The organism is Nannocystis pusilla (assembly GCF_020073745.1).
Taxonomy (GTDB): Bacteria; Myxococcota_A; Polyangia; order Nannocystales; family Nannocystaceae; genus Nannocystis; species Nannocystis radixulma.
The window spans coordinates 302,819-322,237 of record NZ_JAIRAU010000059.1; the positions used below are offsets into that span (position 1 = coordinate 302,819).

Annotated in this window: 15 protein-coding genes; 5 read left to right on the top strand and 10 right to left on the bottom strand. The window is 71.8% G+C overall.

Translation table 11 applies throughout. The annotated features are described in order from the left end of the window. Positions 1 to 135: 135 nt before the first annotated feature. On the bottom strand, positions 136 to 1,227 hold the full coding sequence (locus K7C98_RS42715) for an adenylate/guanylate cyclase domain-containing protein (RefSeq protein WP_224197727.1): 1,092 nt from the start codon (positions 1,225 to 1,227) through the stop codon (positions 136 to 138). Next, positions 1,224 to 2,705 carry a response regulator gene (locus K7C98_RS42720; protein ID WP_224197728.1) on the bottom strand — a complete coding sequence of 494 codons (1,482 nt, stop codon included), beginning with the start codon at positions 2,703 to 2,705 and terminating at the stop codon, positions 1,224 to 1,226. Before K7C98_RS42720 ends, K7C98_RS42715 begins: the two co-directional genes overlap by 4 nt. A gap of 244 nt (positions 2,706 to 2,949) precedes the next feature. On the opposite strand from K7C98_RS42720, the gene K7C98_RS42725 reads away from it, so the two are divergent. Further along, entirely contained in the window at positions 2,950 to 4,068 is a 1,119-nt protein-coding gene (locus K7C98_RS42725; protein WP_224197729.1) for an SDR family oxidoreductase, read from the top strand. 78 nt (positions 4,069 to 4,146) lie between these two features. After that, a complete protein-coding gene (locus K7C98_RS42730; protein WP_224197730.1) occupies positions 4,147 to 5,901 on the top strand; it encodes a hypothetical protein in 1,755 nt (584 codons plus the stop codon). 78 nt (positions 5,902 to 5,979) lie between these two features. On the opposite strand, the gene K7C98_RS42735 is transcribed toward K7C98_RS42730, so the two are convergent. The 3 genes from K7C98_RS42735 to K7C98_RS42745 are packed head-to-tail and all read right to left on the bottom strand — an operon-like array spanning position 5,980 to position 9,954. Further along, a complete protein-coding gene (locus tag K7C98_RS42735; RefSeq protein ID WP_224197731.1) occupies positions 5,980 to 7,995 on the bottom strand; it encodes a vWA domain-containing protein in 2,016 nt (671 codons plus the stop codon). After that, positions 7,992 to 8,939, bottom strand: coding sequence for a DUF58 domain-containing protein (locus K7C98_RS42740; RefSeq protein ID WP_224197732.1), 948 nt, complete (start codon positions 8,937 to 8,939; stop codon positions 7,992 to 7,994). The genes K7C98_RS42735 and K7C98_RS42740 overlap by 4 nt, the downstream gene beginning before the upstream one ends. Positions 8,940 to 8,943: 4 nt before the next feature. Continuing rightward, the gene (locus tag K7C98_RS42745; protein ID WP_224197733.1) at positions 8,944 to 9,954 is read right to left on the bottom strand and encodes an AAA family ATPase; all 1,011 of its coding nucleotides are present in this window, start codon (positions 9,952 to 9,954) and stop codon (positions 8,944 to 8,946) included. A 182-nt stretch (positions 9,955 to 10,136) separates the two neighbouring features. Between K7C98_RS42745 and K7C98_RS42750 the strand changes: the two genes are divergently transcribed. Then, on the top strand, positions 10,137 to 11,009 hold the full coding sequence (locus tag K7C98_RS42750; protein ID WP_224197734.1) for a radical SAM protein: 873 nt from the start codon (positions 10,137 to 10,139) through the stop codon (positions 11,007 to 11,009). Between the two features lie 194 nt (positions 11,010 to 11,203). Here K7C98_RS42750 and K7C98_RS42755 read toward each other — a convergent pair whose 3' ends face one another. From K7C98_RS42755 to K7C98_RS42765, 3 genes are all read right to left on the bottom strand, one after another. Further along, positions 11,204 to 12,010 (bottom strand): hypothetical protein, encoded by an 807-nt coding sequence (locus K7C98_RS42755; RefSeq protein ID WP_224197735.1) that lies wholly within the window; start codon positions 12,008 to 12,010, stop codon positions 11,204 to 11,206. 173 nt (positions 12,011 to 12,183) lie between these two features. After that, positions 12,184 to 14,241: a hypothetical protein gene (locus tag K7C98_RS42760; protein ID WP_224197736.1), complete on the bottom strand. Its 2,058-nt coding sequence runs from the start codon at positions 14,239 to 14,241 to the stop codon at positions 12,184 to 12,186. Positions 14,242 to 14,263: 22 nt separating this feature from the next. Continuing rightward, positions 14,264 to 15,112 carry an AAA family ATPase gene (locus K7C98_RS42765; protein ID WP_224197737.1) on the bottom strand — a complete coding sequence of 283 codons (849 nt, stop codon included), beginning with the start codon at positions 15,110 to 15,112 and terminating at the stop codon, positions 14,264 to 14,266. Positions 15,113 to 15,294: 182 nt separating this feature from the next. Here K7C98_RS42765 and K7C98_RS42770 point away from each other — a divergent pair, with 182 nt between their 5' ends. Then, positions 15,295 to 16,542, top strand: a complete 1,248-nt coding sequence (locus K7C98_RS42770; protein WP_224197738.1) for a penicillin-insensitive murein endopeptidase — start codon at positions 15,295 to 15,297, stop codon at positions 16,540 to 16,542. Positions 16,543 to 16,629: 87 nt separating this feature from the next. On the opposite strand, the gene K7C98_RS42775 is transcribed toward K7C98_RS42770, so the two are convergent. Both K7C98_RS42775 and K7C98_RS42780 read right to left on the bottom strand, forming a co-directional pair. Beyond that, complete coding sequence (locus K7C98_RS42775; protein WP_224197739.1) at positions 16,630 to 17,454, bottom strand: hypothetical protein; 825 nt, start codon at positions 17,452 to 17,454, stop codon at positions 16,630 to 16,632. Positions 17,455 to 17,471: 17 nt separating this feature from the next. Continuing rightward, on the bottom strand, positions 17,472 to 17,663 hold the full coding sequence (locus tag K7C98_RS42780; protein WP_224197740.1) for a hypothetical protein: 192 nt from the start codon (positions 17,661 to 17,663) through the stop codon (positions 17,472 to 17,474). An 86-nt stretch (positions 17,664 to 17,749) separates the two neighbouring features. Between K7C98_RS42780 and K7C98_RS42785 the strand changes: the two genes are divergently transcribed. Next, entirely contained in the window at positions 17,750 to 19,372 is a 1,623-nt protein-coding gene (locus K7C98_RS42785) for an aldehyde dehydrogenase family protein (protein ID WP_224197741.1), read from the top strand. The last annotated feature ends 47 nt before the right edge of the window (positions 19,373 to 19,419 follow it).

A 19,419-nucleotide genomic window follows, 5' to 3' on the forward strand; every position in this document is an offset into this window, starting at 1 on the left:
AGCGCAGCTCCAGATGCCGAATTCGGAAGTCGAGCGGAAGTCCCGCGGGCGGCTCGCCGAGCGTACCACGCGCCGCCGCGCGGCGAGCCGTTCGCACGCGCGCGCGCGGACGCCCCGGAGCGCGATCGCGTCGGCTCAGCGACGGCGCACGAAGTAGGTGCGCATGTTGCCGCGGCCCTTGAGCGCGACTTCGCCGCGCTCCTCGATCTGGTAGCGGCTCGGGTCGATCAGCGCGTGGGTCGACTGGCTGATCTGCACGTGCATCGGCTGGCTGGTGGTCTCCATCCGGCTGGCGATGTTGACCGTGTCGCCGTACAGGCAGAACCGCGGCATCTTGGTGCCGACCACGCCGGCGACCACCGGGCCCGAGTTGACGCCGATCCGGATCTGCAGCGGCGCGCCGGTCGGCAGCGCCATGCCGTCGACGGCCTCGAGCATGTCGAGCGCGACGTCGCAGATCGCGTCGGCGTGGCGCGGGTTCGGGTCGGGCACGCCGCCGGCGACGACGTAGCAGTCGCCGACGGTCTCGATCTTGTAGACGGGGTGGCGCTCGATGAGGGCGTCGAAGCGGGTGTAGAGGCGGCCGAGCAGCTCGAACACCTCGAGCGGCGAGTGATCGCTGGCGGCCCGCGTGTAGTCGACGATGTCGCAGAACAGCACCGTGACCTGCGGGTAGTGATCGCCGACGACGCTGCGACCCTCGCGGAGGGTGTTGGCGACGCTCTGCGGCAGCATGCTGTAGAGCAGGTCGTCGCTGCGCCGCTTCTCGTCGGCCAGCGCCGCGGCGGCGCTCTCGGCCAGGAGGCGCGCGTCCTCCAGCTGGCGCTGCAGGGCCCGCAGCGACACGTGGGTGGCGACGCGGGCGAGCAGCTCCTCGAGGTGGAACGGCTTGGTGACGTAGTCGACGCCACCGACCTCGAAGGCGCGGATCTTGTCGAGCACCTCGTCGCGGGCGCTCATGAAGATGACGGGGACGTCGCGCGTGTCGGTCTGGGCCTTGAGCTGCTGGCAGACCTCGTAGCCGGTCATGCCCGGCATGTTGATATCGAGGAGCACGAGGTCGGGCGCGGCGGCGGCGGCGGCCTGCAGCGCCTGCGGGCCCGAGGTCACCGGGCGGACCTTGTACCCCTGCGCGGCCAGCATCTCGGTCAAGATCCGGAGGTTGACGAGGGTGTCGTCGACGACCAGGATGTCGCCGCGCACGGGCTGATAGGACTTCTCGCTCATGGGCCACCTCCGGCGGCTTGCAACGCGTGCCGGGTCAGGTCGATAATCGCGGCGTAATTGTACTGTTCGAGCATGTCCGAAAGGACAGATGCCGCCTGAGGGGCTTGGCTGCGGATGAAGTCGATCATGCGGGCGACGGTGAACACGTCGGCCTGCAGGCAGGCCTGTTCGAGCGCCGACAACCAGGGCGCCGGCAGCCCGTGCAGCGTGGTCGCGTCGACGCGCGCCAGCAGGGGCGCGTCGTCGTAGAGATACGCGACGCCGAGCCGCTCGGTCAGCTTGTCGAACACCTGGTGCAGCTGCAACGGCTTGCGCAGGAAGTCGTCGCAGCCGGCGGCGCGCGCGGTCGCCTCGTCGGCCTCGAAGGCGCTGGCGGTGAGGGCGATGACGACGGTCTCCGCGCCCCACTCGCTCTGCTTGATCTGCTGCGTGGCCTCGATGCCGCTGACTCCAGGCATGCGCATGTCCATCCACACGAGGTGCGGACGCCAAGTCTCGCACAGGTGCACGGCCTCGCGGCCGTCGGCTGCCTCGCGGACCTCGAAGCCGACCCGCCCGAGCGCCTGGACCAGCAATTGCCGGCTCTGCCAGCGATCCTCGGCGACGAGGATCCGGCGCGGCTCCTGCCCCGGGGCGAGGCCGAGGATCTTGCGCGCGGGCCGCCGCGGATCGCCGGGGGCACGGCCGAGCCCGACCGGCAAGGTCAGCGTGAGCTGGTCGGGCGCGACGTGGTACTCGCCGCCGAGCTGGTTGGCGATCGCGATCGCCAGCTCGGGGCCGCGGGCGGGGTCGTCGGTCTGCAGGCCGGCCTCGGTGCGGACGAACGAGCGCAGCCGCAGATCGGCGAGGTCGATGCCGGGGGCGCGGACCTCGAAGCGCAGGTTGCCGGCGCCCGTGATGGTGCCGACGTCCATGCGCACGCGGACGACGACGAGGTCGCGCCGCGGGACCTCGAGCACGTTGCCGAGCAGCAGCAGCAGTAAATGACGCAGGCGGACCTGATCGGTGCGGACGCGCCGCGGCAGGTCGGGCGCGCGATCGATGCGCAGCGCGACCTCGGCCCCGGCGGCCCGCAGACACAACATGTCCGCGAGGTCATCCAGCAAGTAGTGCAGATCGAAGCCGACCTGGCCGACGCCCTCCTCGGTGCCGCCGGTGAGCTCGTCGATCAGCGCGAGCAGCTGCTCGCCGCTGCGGTGGATGACCTCGGTGTGCGCGCGCTGCTCGGCGCTCAGCAGGACGTCTTCGCGGAGCAGGTGCGAGAAGCCGAGGATGGCGTTGAGTGGTGTACGCAGCTCGTGCCCGAGATCGCGGAGGATCGCCGCGCGCGTGCGCAAGGCAGCGTGCAGCCGCGCCTCCACTCGTTCGAGGGCTGCGAGCGCGGCGGGTGTCTCCTCGCGCTCGGTGAACTCCCCGACGTAGTAGCGGAGGGCGGCGATCTCGTCGTTGAGCGCGAGGGGATCGTCGGCGTCGTTCACGGATCTCCTGCGGTCCGAGTATGCCCGAACCAGCCGGTCCGAGGCGGTCTTTCAAGGGCTATGGACGCCGCGTCGAGGCCGGCGGAGGTGGACGGGAGGGCCCGCGGCGGCACAGACGCCGGGATCGCCGCGAATGGCGTGAAGCGCCGCGAATGCCACGCTCACGCCGTGCGTGCGCGCCCGGGCGCCGATGCGCGCGGGCCCCGCTTGACCCGTCGCGTCGTCAAGGGCGATCGTGCGCGCGATGTCGGATCCCGTCCTCGTCGTCACCGGCGCCACCGGCTTCCTCGGTCGCGAGCTCGTCCATCACTTGCTCGCCGAGGAGCCGACGACGCGCCTGGCGCTGCTCGTGCGCGGCCGCGACGAGGCGCAGGCGAAGGCCCGCGGCGCCGAGGTGCTGCGCGACCGGCCGGCAGGCGAGGCGCTGGCGGCGGCGGAGAAGCGGGTCGAGATCGTGCGCGCGGACCTCGAGCGCGACAACCTCGGGCTCGACGCGGCGACCTACGCCGGGCTGGCCGGACGCGCGGTCGGGGTGATTCACGGGGCGGCCTCGGTCAGCTTCTCGCTGCCGCTCGCGCAGGCGCGGGCGATCAACGTCGAGGGCACGCGTCGCATGCTCGACCTGGCCAACGCGGCCGAGTGCTCGTTCGACTACATCGGTACGGCCTACGTCGCCGGCGACCGCCCCGGGACGGCGCTCGAGACGGAGCTCGACGTCGGGCAGCCGTTCCACAACAGTTACGAGCAGACCAAGCTCGAGTCGGAGACGCTGGTGCGCGCGCGCGCCGGCGAGCAGCGCGTGACGATCTACCGCCCGAGCATCATCGTCGGCGACTCGCGGACCGGGCGGACGTCGAGCTTCAAGGTGCTCTACTGGCCGCTCAAGGTCTTCTCGCGCGGGTTCCGCTGGGCGCCCGGCCGACCCGACGCGGTGATGGACGTGGTGCCGTCCGACTTCGTCGTCCGCGCGGTCTGCCACCTGCGCAAACAGACAGGTCCTTCGGGACAGGCCTTCCACCTGTGCGCCGGCCCCGAGCACGCGGCGACGCTCGCGCAGCTGAGCACCGCCGCGAGTCAGTTCTTCGGCTGCAAGCCGGCGGTGTTCGTCAAGCCGACGCTGTTCGTGCGCGCGCGGCCGTTCATCGACCGGTTCACGTTCGGCAAGCTGCGCCGGATCCTGACCACGGGCCGGGTCTACACGCCCTACCTGTCGCTGCAGCTGTACTTCGACACGAGCAAGGCCCGGGCCGCGCTCGACGGCAGCGGGATCGCGGCGCCGGGGGTCGAGGAGTTCTTCCTCAACCAGCTCCGCTTCGCCCGCGACACCGACTTCGGCAAGAAGCTGGCGAACGCGGAGGCGTGAGCGCGAGCGCACGGACGGCGAGCGAGACGCGAACAACGCGCGAGGAATTGTTCGCCACGCGGCGATCACTAGCGCGTCGTGACCGCGCGATCGCCAGTCCTGTCTCCCTGTTTCACCCCTCACGACCTCGTCGTCCCGTGCCTCGCGGCGGCGCTCCTGCTGCCCGCGTGCGGCGCCGACGGGACCGCCACGGACACCGCCGATCCGGGGACGAGCACCTCCGAGGGGACGAGCACCGAAACCACGGCGCCGACCACCACCGACGACCTGCCGGTCGAGACGACGGAGGAGCCGACGGCTGGCGACGCGTCGACGACGTCGACCGCGACGACGGTCGACGAGACCACGGCCGGCATCACCGATACCACCGACGACCCCACGGCGAGCAGCAGCACCGGCGACTCGACCAGCACGGGCGGCGAGGACACGAGCACGAGCACGGGGGACACGAGCACGAGCACGGGCGACACGAGCACGGGCGACACCGACGAGGAGCCGCCGGGGGACTGTGACGCGCTGGTGCACGCGCCGCCGAGCGCGACGATCGACGGCCTGGACGCGGTGCCGATCGACATCGTCTCGCTCGACGCGCAGATGAGCTTCGACGCCGCCGCCGCTCAGGCGCAGGTCGCGGTCACGATGAACTTCCGGCTCGGTCCGGAGGGCGGGATGCCGATCTTCGACCTGCGGCAGACGATCGCCACCGCCACGCTCGACGGCGAGCCGCTGGCGCCGGCGGCGATGGGGTCACACGACTTCGGCAAGGGCCTGATGTACGGCTTCCGGATCCTCGAGCAGGAGCTCGAGGCCTGCTCCGAGCACACGCTGGCGCTGACCTACGCGATGACGCTGCCCGCCGCGCCGAACGCCACCGGCTTTCAGTGGCTCGACGCGCCCGACGGGGTGTACTTCGACATCTCGCTGTCGGACCTCAACCCGGGGCGCTACCTCGAGTCGTACCTGCCGGCCAACTTCCCGTTCGATCGCCACCCGGTCAGCCTCGGGGTCACGGTGAGCGGGGCGGGGCAGGAGCACGTGTTGTTCAGCAACGGTGACGTCGAGCAGCTCGGCGATCACGAGTGGCAGCTCGAGTTCCCCGACTCGACGACGGCGATGGCGCCGCTGGTCATGCTCCTGCCGAGCAGCGCGGTGACGACCGTCAGCGGCGTGCACGCGGCGGTCAACGGGCAGAACATCCCCTACACGATCTATCGCCACACCTCGACCAACATCCCGATCGAGACGCTCGAGACCGACCTCGTGACGCGGCTCGACGAGTTCGTGACGTCGACCGGCGACTACCCGCACCCTGCCATGACGGCGCTGATCGGCGGGGCGATGCGCTCGATGGAGTACGACGGGGCGACGACGACGAAGCCGCAGGACCTCGCGCACGAGGTGTTCCACAGCTGGTGGGCCCGCGGCGCGCACCCTGCCACCTACGCCGACGGCTGGATCGACGAGGCGTGGACCGAGTACAACACGCGGGTCGGGATGATGTTCACGGAGGAGCCGTTCGACTGGAACGCCGCCCCGGTGCTGCTGTTCGATCCGCACCCGTTCGCGCGCGACACCCCCGACAACGCGTACACCGCCGGTCGGCGGCTGTTCGCGGGGCTGGCGGCGATCCTCGGCGTCGACGCGCTGCGGGCCGGCATGGCCGAGCTGTACGGGGACGTCGGGCCGCTCGGTTCGGTGACGACGGCGCAGCTCGAGCGCCACCTGTACTGCGCCGGCGGCGAGCAGGCCGAGGTGCGCCAGGCGTTCTGGCGCTTCGCCCACGCCGAGTTCGGCCAGGTCCCGGCGGCTCCGGCCGACTATTGCGACCCGTGATCCTGATCGATGCCCGCAGGGACATGCCTGAGAGGGCATGCCTGAATGGGCATGTCCTTTCGGACATGTCCCGGAGCGCTACACCGTGACGCGGCGGTGGTAGGCCGCCCACTCGAGCGCGATCAGCAGCGCGGCCGCCAGCAGGAGCAGGGCCCACAGCGGCTCGTCGGCCACGGGGACCGGCGCGGGCGCCTCGCCGGCGGTCGCCTCGGGCGGGAGGTCGCCAAGGCGGTCGTGCAGGTCGGAGGCGGCGACGCTGGCCTGGTTGACGGCCACGAGCACCTCCGCGCCGGCGGCGGCGCCGTCACCGGCGCGCACGCGGTAGATGCCGGGCTGCATCGCCCGCAGACGGAACACGCCGGTGGCGTCGACGGGGACGGTCGTCGGCGTCTCGGCGGGCTCCGGACCGCGGACCTCGACCTGGGTGAGGCCCTGCGCGCCGAGGCCGATCTCGGCGGCGGCGATCGGGCGGCTGGCGCCGACCGGGACGCTGGCGACGAAGCCGGGGCGGGCCTGCTCGAAGTAGGTGATGATGTTGGCGACGAGGATCGGGAAAGCTGTCCGCAGGGGCAGGTCGGTCTGGCGCGGGTCGAAGCCGAACGCCAGGACCGAGCGGGGGCGCCGGCCGTCGCCGCCGAGCTCGTGGCGCAGGACGACCAGCGGCTCGCCGAGGCTGCGCACCAGCACGGTGTCGCCGGGCTCGGTGGCGAGGCGCGTGCCGCGACGGAGGTTGACGTCCTTGAGGACGACGCCGTCGAGCAGCGGGTGCTCGCGGTGCTGCTCGGTGAGGAACGGGCGCGCGAGCTCGCCGGCGCCGCGGATCGGGGCGGCGTCGGGGGCGACGCGCGCGGGGTCGAAGATGACGAGGTCGCCGGCCGGCAGCGGGTCGGGCAGCGAGCGCTCGCCGACGTCGATGATCACGAGGTCGGCCTCGGCCAGCGACGGGTGCGTGGTCGCGTCGTCGGGGCCGATGCCGGTAAGCTGGATGTGCTCCTGCAAGGTGAGCAGGGCCGCCTCGAGGAACAGGTCGCTGCCGTCGGTGACGAGCACGACCTTGAACGGCGGCAGCGGGGGGACCACCGCGAACGCGCGGTCGTCGTCGGGCGGGCCGAGCAGCTGCGGGTTGGAGCCTGGCTCGAGGGACAGGTTGGCGACGAGCCGGGTGCGGGCGGCGTCGAGCTCGCGCAGGACCTCGCGCTTGCGCTCGCCGGGCCCGAGCTGCACGGCCTGGCGCCCGACCACGAGGCCGTCGGCCTGGACCTCGAGCACGGCGCTCGCGGGGCCGTCGCCGAGGTTGTGGACCTCGGCCAGGACCTCGATGCGCTCGCGGTCGCCGGGGTAGCGGCGCGCGGCGAAGGCGACCAGCGCGAGGTTGTCGGCCGGACCGCCGGCGCGGGCGACCTGGCACGGGAGCGCGGAGGCGTCGGGGCCGTCGGAGGAGACATGTCCCGAGATACAGGTGGCGAGGGCCTCGCCGGCGGCGTCGTCGAGGGCGCCGTCGGTGAGGACGAGGATCCGCCCGCCGGGCTGCCTGGCCAGCGCGGCGCGGGCGAGCGCGAGGGCGCGGCCGAGGTCGGCCTCGCCGGGGCCGGGCGCGATGGTGTCGAGGGCGCGCAGCAGCGGCGCGGCGTCGCGGCCGAGCGGGCCCGGGACCTCCACCTCGGCGCCGGCGGCGATGACGAGCGCGCGGTCGGTCGGGCCGAGGCCGGCGATCTCGGCGCGGGCGCGGCGGAGGAGGACGTCGAGGCGGGTGACACCGGGCTCGCCCGCGGCCGGACCGGCGACGCTGGCCGAGCGGTCGACGACGATCGCCACGGTCTGCGGGTCGCGCAGCCAGCTCTCGGGCCGCGGGTCGCCGAGCGCGAGGCACAGCAGCGCGAGCAGGACCAGCTGCAACAGCCAGCTGAGCAGCCGCCGCAGCTTCTTCCACAGGCGGCGGGTGTCGCTCTCGCGCGTGACCTGCTGCCACAGCGCGGCGAACGGGACGACGACCTGGCGCCGGCGCATGCGCAGCAGGTAGAGCGCGGTGATCGCGGCGGCCCCGGCGGCGAACACCGGGAGTATTTCGGGCCATGTCCATCCGGACAGGGTCATCGGAGCAGGCCTCCGACCCGGAACATGCGCAGCACGAGCTCGTCGAACGGGACGTCGGTGTCGGCGCGGAAGTAGGGGATCCCGCGGCTGCGGCAGCTGGCGGCCAGGGCCTGGCAGAACTTCTCGTGGGCGTCGGCGTAGGCGCGCAGGGCGGCGGGGCCGAGGGTGACCTCGCGCGGGTCGCCGCCCTCGACGTCGACGAGGGTGACGTCGCCGCGCAGGCCGCTGAGCTCGGGGTGAGCCTCGCGCGGGTCGATGACCTGGATCGCCACGGGCTCGTGCTTGCGGAAGCGCAGCAGGTTGAGGCCGTCGAACGCGCCCTGGAGGTCGTAGAAGTCGCTGAGCACGACCGTGAGGCCGGGCTGGGTGCTCTCGGCGGCGAGGCGCCCGCACGCGGCGCGCATGTCGGTCGGGCCGCCGCGCGGCGCGGTGCGCAGGAAGTCGAACACGCGGAAGATCCGGCCCTTGCCCCGCACCGCCGGCAAGGTGGTGTGCAGCTTGCGGCTCATGCACGTCAGGCCGACGCGATCGAGGTTGGCGAGGCCGACGTAGGCGAGCGCCGCGGCGACCTGCTGGGCGTAGCGCAGCTTGCTGCCGCCGGAGGTCGACATCGAGTCGCTGATGTCGACGGCGATCCGGATCGGCAGGTCCTCGTCCTCCTCGTAGAGGCGGACCAAGGTCTGCTCGAGGCGCATGAGCACGCCCCAGTCGAGGTTGCGGATGTCGTCGCCCGGGCTGTACTCGCGGTGGTCGGCGAACTCGAGGCCGCTGCCGACCTTGCGCGTCTTGCGTTCGGCGCGCTGCTTGCCGCGGAACAGCCGGCGCGCGATCACCTGCAGCAGCTCGAGCTTGGCGAGGAAGGCCTCGCCGAACAGATCGTCAGCCTCGGCGGCGGGAGCGGGCCGCTCCGGCTTGGGGCTGTCGCTGCGCTTCCACAGGGCCAAGCGATCAGCTCCGCGACTTGTCGGCGTCGGCCGGGACGCTGGTGAGCACCTGATGAATGACCTTGTCGATGGCGACGCCCTCGGCCTCGCCCTCGAAGTTGAGGATCACGCGGTGACGCAGCGCCGAGGGGGCGACGGCCCGGACGTCGTCGATCGACGGCGACTTGCGGCCGTCCATGACGCAGCGGATCCGCGCGGCGAGCAGCACGGCCTGGGCCCCGCGCGGGCTGCCTCCGAAGCGGACGTAGCGCTTGACGAGATCGGTGGCGCGGACGTCGTCGGGGTGGGTGGCCCGGAGCACGCGCACGACGTACTCGGCGACGCTGGGGACGACCGGGACGGCACGGACGAACCGCCGCATCTCGAGCAGCGTGGGACCGTCGAGCACCGGCCGCGCCGCGGCGCTCCTGGTGCCGGTGGTGCGATCGAGGATCGCCAGCAGCTCGCGCTCGCCGGGGAAGGGGACGTCGATCTTGAAGAGGAAGCGGTCGAGCTGGGCCTCGGGCAGCGGGTAGGTGCCCTCCATCTCGAGCGGGTTCTGGGTGGCGAGGACGAGGAACGGCTCGGGCAGGCCGCGCGTCTTGCCGGCGGCGGTGACCTGGCCCTCGGCCATCGCCTCGAGCAGCGCCGACTGCGTCTTGGGCGTGGCGCGGTTGATCTCGTCGGCGAGGACGATGTGGTTGAAGATCGGCCCCGGCTGGAACGCCAGCTCGCGGCCGCCGCCGGGCCGATCGACCAGCACCGAGGTGCCGACGATGTCGGCGGGCATGAGATCCGGGGTGAACTGAATGCGGGCGAAGGACAGGTCGACGGCGGCCGCGAGGGTCCGGATCATCAGCGTCTTGCCGAGGCCCGGGACGCCCTCGAGCAGGCCGTGTCCGCCGGCGAGGAGGCAGGTGATGATGCCGCGGAGCACGTCGTCCTGGCCGACGATGACGGTCTGGACCTCGCGCAGGAGGTCGGCAAGGCGGTGTTGCAGGGCTTCGAGGTGCGCTTGCGTGTCGGCGATCGTCATGCGAGGGCCGGGGAAGCATACACGGCCGCCGGCCGCGGAGCCTCGCAGGCTTGCAAGGCCTGCGCAAAAGCGCCCGCACCGCCGCGAGGGCGCGAGCGCGGGCGCGTGAGGACGCTCGTGCCGGCGGCGCGAAACCCGACGCCGCTGCTGTGGCTATCGTTCGCCCCAGAGACGAACCCTGCATGCGCTACGAAGGCAAGATCTACCGCCCGCCGTCCGAGGCCGATGCGTACATCCTGCAGGCGACGATCGGGTGCTCGTGGAACCGCTGCACCTACTGCGACATGTACAGCGACAAGGTCTACCGCGAGCGCGACACCGACGCGGTGCTCGAGGACCTGCGCACCGCGGCGGCGATCGCCCGCAGCCGCGTCGACAAGATCTTCGTCGGCGACGGCGACGCGCTCGGGATGCCGATGGACCGCTGGCTGGCGATCCTCAAGGCGGCCGAGGCCGGGTTCCCGCGCCTGCGCCGGGTGTCGTGCTACGCGACCGCGATCAACATCCTCAAGAAGACGCCCGAGGAGCTGGCGCGGCTGCGCGAGGCGGGGCTGTCGCGCCTGTACATCGGGCCCGAGTCCGGCGACGACGCGACGCTCAAGCGGATCGCCAAGGGCTCGACTTACGCGGAGCACGTGCTGGCGGCCGAGCGCGCGCGCGCGGCCGGCATCGAGCTCAGCGTGATCGTGCTGCTCGGGATCGCCGGGACCGAGCGGGCCGCGGAGCACGCGGCGGCGACCGCCCGCCTGATCACGGCGATGGACCCGGCGTTCGCGTCGGCGCTGACGACCACCGTGGTGCCCAAGACGCCGCTGCACACCCTGCAGACCCGCGGCCGCTTCGCGCTGCCCTCGGTGGTCGAGATGCTCCGCGAGCTGCGGACGATCGTCGACGAGGCGCGCCCGACCGACGCGCTGTTCCGCACCAACCACGCCTCCAACTACCTGGCGATCGGCGGCCGCCTGCCGCGCGACCGCGCCGCGATCCTGGCGACCATCGACAGCGCGATCGCCGGCGAGGTGACGCTGCGGCCCGAGTGGGCGCGCGGGCTGTAGCCGGTCTGAAAGGACATGCCCTTCGGGGCATGGTGAAAGAGACATGTCGTGGAGGACATGCTCTCGGTAGCATGTGCCCCGGAGCTGGCCGCCGATCCGCAGCCGAGCGGGCGCACGAAAGCCGCCGCGGCGGAGCACCGGGCGGCTGGCGCGAGCATGCGCTCGCGCGAAGAGGGCACCGACGAGCGGGCCCGTCAGTCGGGCAGGCACATGCCGGCGTTGTCCGGGTCTTCCTTGCCCGGGGCGCAGTCGATGCTGCAGTCCGCGGCGCAGTCGACGACCGCGGTCAGCTTGACGGTGCGGCCGTGTCCGGGCGGGTTCATCTTGAACGACAGCGGCGAGGTGACGAGGCTGGCGCCCTTGTCGTCGAGCGCGTCGATCTTGATGAGGTCGAGGTCGTCGCCGGCGATCTCGCGCGTCGGATCGATGACGGCGTTGTAGCCCATGACCGCGTCCTCCTCGGGGTCGCAGTCGAAGTCGTAGGTGAGCAGCTCGCTCAGGCCTTCCTTCTCGTAGGTCTCGACGCGGAAGGTGGTGATCGGCACGTCGGTGCACATGCCGAAGCCGCCGTTGAGCTGCCAGCGCACCAGGATCTTGGCCGGGGTCGGCGAGATGGTGACGACGTCGGCGGTGTTCTCGGCGCCCGAGGTGACCTCGCCCTTGTCGAGCGGGTCGTTGTCGAAGTTGTCGGCGACGATGACATCCTCGCCGTCGACGCCGCTGACGCGGATGTGGTAGCGGCCCGCCTGGAGGCCGTTGAACTCGGCCTGGCCGTCTTCACAGGCCACGATCTCGGTGTCGATCTCGTCGCCCACGTCGCTCGCGCCGGTGTACTTGTGCAGCGCGACGGTGACGTCGGTGACGCCGAGGACGCTGCACGGGACGTTCGCGCCGATCTTGAACGGGACGATGAGCGAGCCGGGCGGGTCGTCGCCCTGACAGGCGGGCGCGACGACGAGGGCGGTGAGGGCGAGGAAGTTGACGAGCAGACGAGTGCGCATGGAAAGTTCTCGGGGTGCGAGCGTGGCGGCAGGGACGCCGACCGGTCGACCTGTGTTCACAGCCGGCGCGACTCCCCGCGGCATGGTACCGACCCCCGGGCGCGTGACAACAAATCCGTCCTGCTGGCCCCGAGGACGGTCCGCCCGCCGCGGGCAGACCTGCGCGCGTGCGCCTAGTCGCGGATGTAGCGGTGCGCCACCGCCCGAACGTTACGGTCGCTCAAGACGTGAAACACGCGCAGGCGCTTGAGGGCGACCGGGGACAGCTGGCCCAGCGGGACGTAGACGATCTTCTTGTCCATCCGCTGGGCGAGCTGCCGCAGGGCCGGGCGCGGCGGCGCGGCCGCCACGTAGACGACCAGGCGCTCGACCGAGTAGTCGAGGGCGGCGCGCAACAACACCTCGGACTTGGTGCGGGCGTCGCCGAAGTGCGGGTCTTCCCAGACCCCGAACATCTGCCCGGGCGGACGATTGAGGAGGAACCCGCCATAGAGGGCGCGGCCGATGCCGGGTCCGACGAGCTGGGCGAACGGGTCGCTGGCGTACAGCGCCATGTCGCCCTCGTCCTCGTGCTCGCCCTGCCAGGTCATGTGCCAGGCGAACTTCGGATCGACCTCGTCGTCCTCGGGCACCAGCGGCTCGTCGTCGAAGATCACCACGACCGCCCCCGGCTTGCCGCGCACGAGCTGCTCGATGCGGACGTAGATCTTGCCCTGGTGCCAGTTCCGCACGGTCTCGCGGACGTCGACGCCGTCGAACAAACTGGTCGAGAACGGGGCGACCTGGGTGTGCGCGTCGGACAGCACGCGCTCGGTGCGCTTGCGCAGGAACGCGCCGTAGTGCTCGAGCGCGAGGTCCTCCGGCGGGTACGAGCAGATGCTGTCGCCGGTGAAACGTTCGGCCCACTCGCCCTTGCGCCGCTCCTTCTCCCGCGGCTTTACGATCTTCATCAGCCGACGCCGGCGCTGCATCAGCTTCGGGTGGAAGTGGATCGTCCGCACGCGATCGTGGAGGTCGCGCAGCGAGAGGTCGAGCGCCGGCAGCTCGGGCCGCACCGACTGCCACGGATAGGTCGTCGCCACCTCCCAGACCTCCTGGGCGTAGGTGTCGTCGACGAAGCCGCGCGCGGCGACGACGAGCTGGTAGAGGTCGGGCGCGAGCCCGCCCTCCTCGTGGGCGTAGGCGTGGGCGTAGCGCAGCAGCCGGAGGATCGCGCCGGGGCGGAGATCGCCGCCGGTGCGCTCCCGGTAGCGCGCGCGGGCCTGCTGGCAGATCGCCAGCAGCAGGCCGGTGCGGCCGGTGACGCGCGGCCGCTCGTCGAACGGATCGGGCGGCGCGGGCTGGCGGAACGGGTCCTGCCGCGGGGCCTGGCGCGCGCGCGTGAACAGGTCGAGGACGGCGCCGGCGCTCGCGGGCGTGAGGGCGCTGGGCGGCGCGGTCCCGCGGCTGCGCTCGTAGGCGGCCTGGATGAACGCGGGCTCGCCGAGCACCTCGCCGCTGGACTGTTCAGACAGGTGCCAAAGGACATGTCCTTCGCGCCTGGCGAGGCGACGCAGCGGTGCGGGCGGTGCGGCGTCGCCGGCCAGCAGGGGCGCGAGGCGAGCGACCAGGCCGCGGGCGTGGTGCAGGCCGCAGACGACCAGGATCGAGGCGTCGGGCAGGGTCTGGCGCAGGGCGAGGGCGGCGATCGAGCCGGCCATGAAGTCCTCGCGCAGGTCGTCGGCGGGGACGCGGGCGCTGATCGAGGCGGCCGCGAGGCCGGCGCGCAGCCAGGCGGCGGCGCCGACCGACTCGGCGGCGGCGACGTCGGGCAGGCGGTCGCGCTCGGCCGGGTAGGCGGCGACGTCGCGGTCGACGAGGTGGAACGGCAGCCCGAGCTCGGTCGCGCGGCGCACCGCCTCGATCAGCGGATCGGCCGGCTCGACCACGAGGTACTGCGGGCGCCCGTGCTGGGCCTCGTCGGGGACCTCGAGCGCGCTGAGCAGCGGCAGGCGGGCGATCGCGCGCGCGAGCAGGTCGCCGAGGCCCGCCGGCAGCTCGACGGCGATCGCGGCCGGGCTGAACTTCTCGATCGCGCGACGGACCATCTGCGCGCACTCGAGGCGGCCGTGCAGCACCGGCAGGACGACCACGCCGGGCAGGATCATGTCGAGCTCGGCCAGCTCCTCGCGCGACAGGCTGAGCGGGTCCGGCCAGGCCGGGCGGTAGATCGCGGCGGCGTCGTCGTGCATGGCCGAAAGGGCAGGTCAGAGCTCAGGGGTGATCGAGGGGGACCTCGCCGGGGAGGTACTCGAGCGCGTCGTCGCCGAGGATCATGGCGGCGGCCTGGCGCACGTGCTTCTTCACGTCGAGGCCGCCGCGGTCGCTGGCGCCGAGCTTGAGCGCGTAGCGGGCGATGTTGATGCCGTCGCGGACGGTGAACGGCTGGTCGTCCTCGTGCGCGCGCTGGAGGAACACCGCGAGGTAGTGGAGGATCCGCGGGCTGGCGAACGGGAGGTTGGCCTGCAGGATCGCGGTCTCCTCGTCGCGCTCGGGGAAGTCGATCACGATCTGCGGTTGCAGTCGGCTCTGGATGTACTCGGGGATGTCGAAGGTGCTGGCGTCGTCGTTCATCGTCGCGCAGAAGCGGAAGTCGCGGTGCGCGTGGATCTTGACGCCGGCGACCACCGACTCGACGTAGCGCCGGCGATCGAGCAGCGGCGCCAGCGAGGCCCAGCTGCGTTCGCTCATGCGGTTGCCCTCGTCGAGGACGCACACGCCGCCCTTGATCATCGCGCTGACCAGCGGGCTCGCGGTGTAGCGCAGCTTCTGGCCGTCGGTGATGACGGGCGTGACGAGCAGGTCCTCGGGCCGTGTGTCCATGGTCGCCTGGAACACATAGAGCGGGATGTCGAGGGCGCGCGCGGCGGCCGACGCCAGTGTCGTCTTGCCAACGCCGGGCTTGCCGACTAAACGTGGCGACAGCGCGTGATCTTGTTCGTCCAACACGGCCCACGCGGCCAGCAACTGGCGCTTCAATTCAGGCCGCCCGACCCACTGCCAGCGCATCTCGTCGGGCGGAGTGAGGCGCAATTCGACGCCCTGGATGACGACGCTCTCCATCGTGCGTGCCGGTATATCAGGCGTCGGGGCGGCGCAGCGAGGACATCGCAAGTTTGTGGCGCCCGGGCGCCCCACGTGAGACTTATGTCCCTGAAGGGCCCAAGATGATGAATCTGGCGCCGCCGCCGCGGTCTAAGGCCGCCGCGCGGGCCCCCGGGCCTGTTCGAGCACAGGAGCGCTGAATGCGACAAGGCCAATTTCTTCCTCACGGGCGCCTGCCGCGGGCGCTGACCGCCCTGGCCCTGTGGATCGGGCTCGTGACGGTCCCCACCGCCGCCGCGTCCCCGGTCCTGCTCGACCCGCCCGAGGCGGGCACGCCCGAGGAAGAGGAAGAAGAGGACGCTCCAGCGCTCATTGCGCCCGAGCCCTCACCCGCGCCGCAGCCCAAGGCGCCGGCGGCCTCGAAGTCGAAGACGGCCAAGCCGGGCAAGAGTCCGGCGAAGCCGACTTCGGCGAAGAAGCCCAAGGGCGACCCGCGCTGCGGCGGCAAGACGCCGATCTGGGAGCACAAGGTGAAGAGCGGCGAGAACCTCGGGCGCATCGCCGGCATGTACGGCGTGCGCATGGCCGACATCATCAAGCTCAACGCGAAGCTCAAGAAGGACCCGGACAAGCTGTCGATCGGCCAGACGATCCTGGTCTGCCCCGACCCCGAGGTGCCGCCGCACCTCGAAGAGGAGGGCAGCTACACGGTCAAGAAGGGCGACTCGCTGAGCGAGATCGCCGAGAAGCACCACATGAAGGTCGGCGAGCTGATCGCGCTGCAGAAGGGCTCGCTGCGCAAGCGGCTCGACGCCAACAAGTCGGACCTGAGGCCGGGCGACGAGCTCACGATCATGATCGACCGCGGCATCATCGCCGCGTTCGCGCCCAAGCAGGACCAGGAGCGCGGCGTGCTGCGCGTCGGCATCCCGCTCGATCCGGGCAAGCACTTCTACATCAAGCGGCCACACCTGGCCTTCGGGACAGGGGCGACGATCAAGGCGATCAAGGCCGCGATCTCGAAGTACGCCCAGCTCAAGGGCATCAAGGGCGGGCCGCCGGTGCACGTCGGCGACATCAGCGCGCGCGGCGGCGGGCCGCTCAAGGGCCATAAGTCGCACCAGAAGGGCGTCGACGTCGACGTCGGCCTGGTGCTCAAGGGGGCCGACGCCAAGGAGGTCCGCTTCCTGTCCGGCAACGCCGACAACCTCGACGTCGCGCGCACGTGGGCCCTCATCAAGTCGTTCGTCGACACCAAGGAGGTCCGCGCGATCTTCCTCGACTACGGGCTACAGAAGATCCTCTACGAGCACGCCAAGAAGAAGGGCGTGCCCGAGTCGAAGCTCGACGAGCTGTTCCAGTACCCGCGCGGCAAGGGCCGCGGCTACGGCATCATCCGCCACTGGAAGGGCCACCGCGACCACTTCCACGTCCGCTTCCACCGCTGAGCCGACCACGAGGGGCATGCTCGTCGGGGCATGCTCGAATGGACATGTCGGGAGGGGCAGGTTCTTCGGGACCTGCCCCTTCGGGCATCAGAACGCCATGAAGCCGATGAACGGCCCCAGTTGCAGCAGCGGGATGCCGCCGAACGCGGCGGTCAGGCGGGCCTGCCCCCCGACGATGCCCTTGACCCGCTTCTCCGGGTTGGTGAACACGTAGCCGAGCCGGCCCTCGCCCTCGACGCCGCCGATCTGCGACAGGGCGAACATGGCGCCGGCGCCCATCGAGTAGAACAGGCGCTGCTTGTGGCCGCCGTAGCCCATGGCCGTGAGGTGGTGGCGGTGGACGAAGAAGGCGAAGTAATCGATCGGCGAGAGGTCGAAGGTCGGGACGTCGGCGAAGCCGATCGAGAGCGTGAGCTGGTAGCCGAGCGCGGTGTTCCAGTCGAAGGTGCGGGCCCGGTTCTTGCGCGGGCGCAGGTTGGTGCCGAGGAAGAAGGTGAAGTCCCCGGAGGGGATCGGCGTCAGGATGTTGAAGTTGAGGGTGTAGAAGTTGGCGAACACGAGCTTGCGGTGGCTGACCGCCTCGGGCAGGGCACCTGGCCCTTCGGCCACGTTGTTGTTCGGCAGCGGCGTGTTCGGGTAGTTCGGCGGGTACGGTTGGTCGGCGTAGGGCGGCTGGGCCGGCGGGTGAGGTTGCGCGGTCGGCTGGGTCGGGGCTGCCGGCGGAGCGTCGGGCTGGGCAGGCACGGCTGGCTGGGCGGGCGCCTCGGGCTGGGCCGGGAGCGTCGGCGGCGTCGGTTGTGCTCCCGGCTGCTCGGAGACTGCCGGCGCGGGCTGGGCGGCGGCGGGCGGAGCGGGCACGGGCGCGGCCGGTTGGAGGGCGAGCGACAAGACAGCGGGGAGCAGGTAGAGCATCGCAGGATGTCCGAAGGTCAAGATCGACCTGTCTGGAAGACCATGTCGAAGTCGGGCGCCGGCGCGGGAGCGCCGTCCAGGGCCCCTGCCCGGCGCGGGGACGGGCCCGGGTCGCGGGGCCGCGTCGCGGCGCAGGGCGGCGGGCCGATCTGCGCGGGCAGGTCGGGCGCGACCACGCGGTGCGACGCGGCGACGGGGGCCAGAGGCATGCGAGGACCGACGACGCGTCGATGTTTGCAGACGACGTGATCCGGCTCAAGCCGTGACGCGGGCAAAGCCGCTAAGGTGCCGCGCCATGGCGACCACGCTGCGCACCGTCCCCCCCGAGCCCCCTCCGCCGCCCACGACGCTGCCGTGCTGCGACCCGGCCACCGGCGAACGCTTCGGCGAGGCGCCGGTGATGGACAGGGCCGCGGTGGTGGCGACGGTCCAGCGGGCGCGCGCGGCCCAGGCGGCGTGGGCGGCCACGTCGTGGGCCGAGCGTCGAGCTGTCCTTTCGGACATCTTGGAGCACGTCGTGCGCCACCAGGAGGAGATCTGCCGCCTGGCGGTGCGCGATTCCGGGAAGACGATGGTCGACGCGGCGATGGGCGAGATCTTCCCGGTCTGCGAGAAGCTGCGCTACACGATCGCGCACGGCGAGGCCGACCTCCGCGCCGAGCGGCGACCCTCGGGGTTCTTGCCGCACAAGGCCGCGCGCGTCGAGTACCTGCCGCTCGGGGTCATCGGCGTGATCGCGCCGTGGAACTTCCCGTTCCACAACTTCTTCTGCCCGACGATCCCGGCGCTGTTCGCCGGCAACGCGGTGGTGGTGAAGGTCAGCGAGCTGGCGACGTGGTCGTCGCTGCGCTACGTCGAGATCTTCGCCGAGGTGCTGCGCAAGCGCGGCCACAGCCCCGACCTCGTGCAGATCGTGACCGGCTACGGCGAGACCGGCTCGGCGCTGGTGACCTCGGGGGTCGACAAGATCTTCTTCACCGGCTCGCCGCAGAACGGGCGCAAGGTGATGGCCGCGGCCGCGGAGACGCTGACGCCGGTGGTGCTCGAGCTCGGCGGCAAGGACCCGATGATCGTGTGCGACGACGCCGATCTCGAGCAGGCCGTCAGCACCGCGACCTTCGGGGTGTTCAACGCCTGCGGGCAGATGTGCGTCGGGGCCGAGCGGCTCTACGTGTTCGCCGGCATCTACGACGCGTTCGTGCGCGAGGTGGTGGCCCGCGCGAAGGCGCTGCGCCAGGGTCCGCCGCTGCAGGGCGAGGTCGATCTCGGCGCGATGACGATGCCGCGCCAGGTCCAGATCATCCAGGAGCTGGTCGACGACGCGGTCGCCAAGGGGGCGCGGGTGCTGTGCGGCGGCAGCCCGCGCGAGGACCTGCCGGGCAACTTCTATCCGCCGACGGTGCTGGTCGACGTCGACCACAGCATGCGAATCACCCAGGAGGAGCAGTTCGGCCCCGTCATGGTGATCATGAAGGTGAACAGCGAGTCCGAGGCGATTCGCCTGGCCAACGACTGCCCGTACGGGCTCGGCTCGTCGGTGTTCACGCGCGATCCGGCCCGCGGCGAGCGGCTGGCTCGCGCGATCGCGGCCGGCATGACCACCGTCAACGACTTCGGCCTGGCCTACATGATCCAGTCGCTGCCGTTCGGCGGCCTCAAGATCTCGGGGTTCGGGCGCATCAACGGGCGCGAGGGGCTGCGCGCCTGCTGCAACGAGAAGGCGATCGTCACCGATCGCGTACCGGTGCGACAGGGCATGGCGCTGTACCCCGTACGGCCGGCGACGCTCGAGCTGGTGACCGGCGCGGTGCGGGCGATCTACGGCGCGGGGATCGGCAAGAAGGCGCGCGGGGCGCTCCAGATCGCCCGCTCGTTGCTGTCGCTGGCGAAGGGCCAGCGCTCGTCGGCGCGGTCCTGACGGCCGCGCGCCCACGAGCGGCGCGGGTCCGTCGAGCGCCTGTCTTC